This window comes from Chryseobacterium luteum, from assembly GCF_000737785.1.
In the GTDB taxonomy this organism is placed as follows: domain Bacteria; phylum Bacteroidota; class Bacteroidia; order Flavobacteriales; family Weeksellaceae; genus Chryseobacterium; species Chryseobacterium luteum.
On sequence record NZ_JPRO01000025.1, the window covers coordinates 38259 to 44296 of the forward strand.

5 protein-coding genes are annotated in these 6038 nt (G+C 37.7%); 3 read left to right on the plus strand and 2 right to left on the minus strand.

Annotated elements, in window-relative coordinates; all coding sequences use genetic code 11:
* Positions 1 to 343: 343 nt before the first annotated feature.
* Positions 344 to 2173 (minus strand): cytochrome-c peroxidase, encoded by a 1830-nt coding sequence (locus IX38_RS19660; RefSeq protein ID WP_034707666.1) that lies wholly within the window; start codon positions 2171 to 2173, stop codon positions 344 to 346.
* 226 nt (positions 2174 to 2399) lie between these two features.
* On the opposite strand from IX38_RS19660, the gene IX38_RS19665 reads away from it, so the two are divergent.
* The 3 genes from IX38_RS19665 to IX38_RS19675 all read left to right on the plus strand — a co-directional run bounded on the left by IX38_RS19665 (position 2400) and on the right by IX38_RS19675 (position 5477).
* A complete protein-coding gene (locus tag IX38_RS19665) occupies positions 2400 to 2855 on the plus strand; it encodes a hypothetical protein (protein ID WP_034707667.1) in 456 nt (151 codons plus the stop codon).
* 15 nt (positions 2856 to 2870) lie between these two features.
* The gene (locus IX38_RS19670) at positions 2871 to 3725 is read left to right on the plus strand and encodes a nucleoside phosphorylase (RefSeq protein ID WP_034707668.1); all 855 of its coding nucleotides are present in this window, start codon (positions 2871 to 2873) and stop codon (positions 3723 to 3725) included.
* A 174-nt stretch (positions 3726 to 3899) separates the two neighbouring features.
* Complete coding sequence (locus tag IX38_RS19675; RefSeq protein ID WP_034707669.1) at positions 3900 to 5477, plus strand: Na+/H+ antiporter; 1578 nt, start codon at positions 3900 to 3902, stop codon at positions 5475 to 5477.
* Positions 5478 to 5499: 22 nt separating this feature from the next.
* On the opposite strand, the gene IX38_RS23070 is transcribed toward IX38_RS19675, so the two are convergent.
* Positions 5500 to 6038, minus strand: a 539-nt coding sequence (locus IX38_RS23070; RefSeq protein ID WP_034707670.1) for a Rossmann-fold NAD(P)-binding domain-containing protein, incomplete at its 5' end; no start/stop codon positions are given.

Consider the following 6038-nt stretch of genomic DNA (forward strand, 5'->3'; position numbering starts at 1 on the left):
GCACAACACCTCTGTTAATAGGACTTTAAATATAAAGCTTGAAATATTAATTAATTTACAACCCAATGTTAAGGGAATTAAATAATTGTTAAATCATAGATTTGTGTTGGAGGGTACTTTGAGTTTTAGAGTTTTAGAGTTTTAGAGTTTTAGAGTTTTAGAGTTTTAGAGTTTGAAATTATTAAGCCGAGGATAAAGCTTTAAAAAATTTAACATAATAATTTAGTATTGATATTTAAAATACATCCCCTGTATACTGCTTTTATGACTACCATTCTTCTACGGTCCAAAACTTTCCGACTCTCTAACACTCGCACTCTCCGACCCCCAAACCCTCAAACTCCTACTTCGCCTTACTGATATCCGTCAATGAATTCAGGAAAGCAATAATCTGACTGATTTCTGTTTTGGTAAGTTCCAGCTTATCCGGCGAAAGTGTCTGGTTTTTCATCTTTAAACCAAGCCCTTCTCCTCCGCCTTCGTTGTAGAAATCCATTACTTCTTCCAGTGTATTGAAAGCACCGTTATGGAAGTAGGGTTTGGTAAGAGCAATATTCCTGACGGTAACCGTTTTGAAGGAGTAATCATAGATCCATGATTTTTCTTTTTTTACCGGGCTGTTTCCTCTTCCCATATCGGAATCCTGCACAATGGGAAGCTGATTGACAGGTTTTACTGTAATTCCCAAAACCTCTGATTCATTCTCATTAAAAAATGGAGGCACCAAGCCTGAAAAATGAGGTGCAAAGTGGCATGTAGCGCAATTGGCCTTTCCCATAAACAGGTTGTAGCCCTTTTTCACATCATCGGAAACGTCTTTTTCATTTCGCATAAAACGGTCGAAATCACTGTCGAAAGAATACAGGGAAGCTACATAAGAGCTTAAAGCTTTGGAAAAATTCTCCTTGCTTATTTTACCGTCTTTAAAAGCTGTGCGGAAAGCCTTCTTATATTCAGGTTTTGTTTTTAATTTTTTGATGATATCTTCATAACTGGTATTGAACTCATTATTGTTGTAAATCACATGTTCTGCCTGCTGTTCCAGGTAAAATGCACGGAGGTCATAGAAAAACCTTTTCGCAAAAACAGCATTGTACAGAGATGGAGAATTTCTCAGAACAGTTTTTCCTTCTACATTGCTTGGAGATTTTGCTTTAAGATCTGTAAAAGCATTTTCCTGAAGATGGCAGACCGCACAGCTCATTTTACCGGTTTGGCTTAAATTCCGGTCATAGAAAATAGATTTTCCGAGATTTCTGAGATCTGCATTATCTTCGGAGGACTGAAGCAAAGTGTAGAAATACGGATCCAGGAAATCACTGCTGAAAAAAGTTTTGCTCTTTACATTCCAACCGGAAAATTCTTTAAGATCATCTGCTCTTCCGTCCCAATTTCCGAATTCTTCATATAGAGGCTGAATATATTTTTTATAAAATTCAATTCTGTCAAAGGTTTCAAAATCTTTGTTCGCTGAAAGGTAACTGATTCCTTCGGCAAGAATCTGATTGGCTTTCTGAACATTATAATTTTTAAAATAAGCATCGTCGTTGATGTATTTTTTTATTCCGGTAAGCGCGTGGTCTGCTTCTTCAGAAATATTCAGGGAACCCGGTGTATCAAAACCTGTAACGCCGAGTGTATAAATTCGTATCAGCTCTATCCTTAAAGGCAAAGTTTTATTGTTTCCACGGCTTAAGCCATTCTTCACCGTACTCAAATAGAAGCTTGAATAGGAGTTGTACAGGAAATCTGTAATGGTTTTGATCTTTTCTTTTTCATCTCCGGCTTCATCGGAAAAGATCAGTTCGTCCAGAACCTGGAGCCCTTCCGGCGGCAATGTGTAGGCGGAAGTTCCGGCCGCCTCTATATGAAACAGCGGAGCGGCATTAAGATGGGTTTTTGTAAATTCCGGATAATGATAGGCAACGTAAAATTCAATTTCCTTAAATGAATTCCTGGTACTGCTTAAAGAATTTCTGAGTTCTTCAACAGTGATCTGGTCTTCTGAAAATTTATATACGTCTGATTTCAGCTGATCCAGCCTGTTTTTGAAATCGGACAATCCTTTATTGACAAAGGTATTTTCACTTTCTTTTCCTTTATCAACCGGGTTAAAAGACATGACAGCCAAACCTATCAGTACAATCGCAGCGAGCAGCGGATACAATCTCATGAATTTTTAGCGGCAAAAGTACCGTTCCGATGTTATCTTAAGTTTAATTACAGATTAAAAAATGATTATATTTCAGATAAAATATTTTTATTAATTTTAAACCCCGAAATCAAATTCATTATACTTAAGGACAGCTGATTTCTGTAAGCCGGTTTAAAAATGATGACGAAAGGTATTGGGAGAGGGTTTTTAACATCATTTTCAGCAAATTAAAAACAAAATATTTATGAGAACAAAAGTATTATTTGCTTTTGCTGCGGGTTTTCTTTCACTGTATGGGTTTTCACAGAAAAAGAAAGAAATGGCCGTTTACGCAGAGAAAAAAGGAAGCGATTACTACCTGATACGCCTGGAAGAAAATAAACAGGTTCCCAATGTTTATGTATATTCAAATGGGATTACAAAACCTTACAAGAACTACACAGATCTTAAAGATATTGTTATTGATTTTCCGGGAATGATCAGCTCCAATAATTCCACTAAGGAAGAAATGGTTTCTGTTCTAAAAAAAGGAGATAAGTTTTACGAAATCACCACACAGAGAAAAGATCCGAAAAACTTTGAAAAGACGATTGTTACGGTTTATGAAGTTTACCAGGGACAGAAGAGAATCATAGAGGAATATGATACCATCTATGATCTTGCCGGGTCTCCTTACAAAGATGCTATTTTTATCAATTAACAAAAAAATATAATTATGCTAAATAAACTTGCTGCCTCAGAGCTGATACTGAATGAAGACGGAAGTGTATACCACTTAAATCTTTTACCTGAAGATATTGCTGATAAGATCATCCTTGTGGGAGATCCGGACAGAGTGGCAAAAGTTTCAAAATATTTTGATACAGTAGAGATCAAAAAAAACAAAAGAGAATTCTATACCCATACGGGAACCCTGCGCGGAGAAAGAATTACCGTAATGTCTACCGGCATCGGAACAGAGAACATCGACATCGTGATGAACGAGCTTGATGCTTTGGTGAATATTGATCTTAAAAACAAAGAGTTCAAAACGGAACATACATCTCTTGAACTCTTCCGTATGGGAACCTGCGGAAGTGTGAACCCGGATGTACAGGTAGATAATATGCTGGTAACCCAGAATGTTGTAGGTCTGGACGGATTGATGCATTTCTACCAGGATTACAGCTTCGAGAACGATTTTTCCAAAAGCTTCATGGAGAAATTCCCGTATGAGAAGATCAGGCCTATGCTTTATTTCTCAGACTGGGCAGAGGAAATGGGAGCTTATTATAAAGATGCCAAATACCACGGAAATACAGCCACTTTCCCGGGATTCTATGCTCCACAGGGAAGGCAGCTGCGTTTAAAAGCGGTTGATGATAAATTCCTGGAAACATTGAATGATCTTGGCGTAACCAATTTTGAAATGGAAACCTCAGCGATCTATGCCCTTTCAAAATTATTGGGTCATAAAGCGATTACGGTAAATAACGTTATTGCGAACAGAAGACGTGGAGAGTTCTCTGCAGATCACCACGCTTCTGAAAAGAACCTTATTGATTGGGTGCTTGAGAGAATTATTAAATAAAAATACTTCAGATCTTAATTGTTCAAAGTTCAAACCTTATAGGTTTTAAAAACCTATAAGGTTTAATTTAAAAAACTTTTTTAATAAAAATCATCTTAGAGCCTGTTTAAATTTTAAACAGGCTCTAAATGTTTCTAAAAATTTGATATATATTTATATACCTAAAATTTATATATGCTAGAAAATTTCGAATTTTATCTTTTTTTGGTTCTCCTCATTACGATGCTCATTATGCTGGCGAAAAAAATTCAGGTTGCATATCCTGTTTTACTAGTATTGGCGGGACTTTTAATAAGTTTTATTCCCGGAGTACCACCCATTAAAATAGAACCCGAATTAATTTTCATCATTTTTTTACCCCCATTGCTGTATGAAGCAGCCTGGTCAACCTCATGGAAAGAACTTTGGCGATGGCGCAGGATTATTTTCAGTTTTGCTTTCGTTGTCGTATTTTTCACCGCATTATCGGTTGCTGTTTTCGCTAATTATTTTATTCCCGGTTTTTCTTTAGCCTTAGGTTTTTTATTGGGCGGAATTGTTTCTCCACCCGATGCAGTAAGTGCCGGAGCGATTTTAAAATTTGTAAAAGTGCCGAAAAGACTGGCTTCCATTCTCGAAGGCGAAAGTTTGCTGAATGACGCTTCTTCTTTAATTATTTTCCGGTTTGCAATGATTGCTGCAGCAACCGGACAGTTTGTATGGCATGAAGCAGCGGGAAGTTTTGTGTGGATGTGCATTGGCGGTGTAGGAATCGGACTTGTAATCGCGTATATTTTTATGAAAATGCACAAAATTTTGCCTACTGATTCAAACACGGATATTTTACTGACTTTTATTGCGCCCTTCTCGATGTATCTGGCAGCAGAACAACTTCACGCTTCCGGAGTTTTGGCGGTGGTAAGTGGTGGGTTATTTCTTTCTTACCGCAGTCACGATTTTTTGAGCAGTGCATCCAGGATACGTACCGTAACGGTTTGGGAAAGTTTTTGTTTTTTGCTCAATGGAATTGTTTTCATGCTTATCGGGTTGGATCTGCCCGAAATTGTTTCCGGCTTGGGTGACACTGATATTTATACAGCAATCGGGTATGGAATTGCAGTTACCGCAGTTCTGATTGTTGTAAGAATTTTTGCAGGCTATGCAGCGGTGATTACGACTTTAATTATGAGAAATTTTATCACGGTTGCGGATGCACAGGCTCCCGGCTGGCAGACTCCCATGATCATTGGCTGGACCGGAATGAGAGGCGTGGTTTCTTTGGCGGCAGCACTTTCAATTCCCTTGACTTTAGATGACGGAACTCCTTTTCCACAAAGAAATCTGATCCTTTTCATCACATTTGTTGTGATTCTTTTAACATTGCTTGTTCAGGGGCTTACGCTTCCTTTTTTATTAAAGAAATTCCCACCGATAGACCGGGATTTTATGAGAAGCGAAAAGGAAATAGATTACGAAATCCAGAACAGCCTCGCGCAAGTGGCGGTTGATAAAATTCGCAGCAATTATGCTGATAAAATAGAAAGTTTCCCGGCGTTGAAAGATCAATTACAGAAATATGAAAACCAACTGAGCAGCTCTGAAATCATAATTAATTACGCTGAATACCGAAATATTTATATTGACATTCTCGAAACTCAAAGAAGCTGGCTTATCCATAAAAACCGCGAAGAACTTTTGCTGGATGAAGAAATCATCAGAAAGCATCTCCGTTTACTTGATCTTCAGGAGGAAAGATTGAATATGAAAAGTTAGGAATTTCATGCTTACATTACTGCTAACAGAATTCTTTAGGATCAGGGTATTTAAATACAAAATCTAGTTCAGAAATCATTTTTGAAGATAAGATTATTTTTCCTTCACTTATTATATCTTCAGCAGGCGGGAGATTTTTCTGGGCATTGATCACCTGAGATTTTGAAGGATGCTGAGGTGCAGCCACATTGTAGAGTTTTCCTTCGGAACCTTTTTCGATCATTCTTTCAATCACTCCGGAAATATCCTCATAATGAATATGATTTACCGGAGCGCTCAGGTTGGAAACATTATAATTTTTAAGAAGCCTGTTGTCTCCCATTAATCCCGACAACCTCAAAATATTAACCTGCGGATATGTATTTCTGATCATTCTCTCTCCCGGAACCTTATCGGAAGAAAGGCTTTCTTCTGTATATTCTCCCACAGCATCCGGATATACGCCGGTAGAATTCATAACAAACATCTGACCTTTAAAATCACCGATAAACGATAATAAATGCTGTACCCTGTTGTACAATGAGCTGGCACAACAGCTTTTCCCGGAAAGAGGAATGGTAA

Excerpts from the sequence above, each read along its gene's own strand:
- IX38_RS19675 (WP_034707669.1), top strand. The coding sequence starts at position 3,900 with ATGCTAGAAAATTTCGAATTTTATCTTTTTTTGGTTCTCCTCATTACG.
- IX38_RS19665 (WP_034707667.1), top strand. The coding sequence starts at position 2,400 with ATGAGAACAAAAGTATTATTTGCTTTTGCTGCGGGTTTTCTTTCACTG.
- IX38_RS19660 (WP_034707666.1), bottom strand. The coding sequence starts at position 2,173 with ATGAGATTGTATCCGCTGCTCGCTGCGATTGTACTGATAGGTTTGGCT.
- IX38_RS19670 (WP_034707668.1), top strand. The coding sequence starts at position 2,871 with ATGCTAAATAAACTTGCTGCCTCAGAGCTGATACTGAATGAAGACGGA.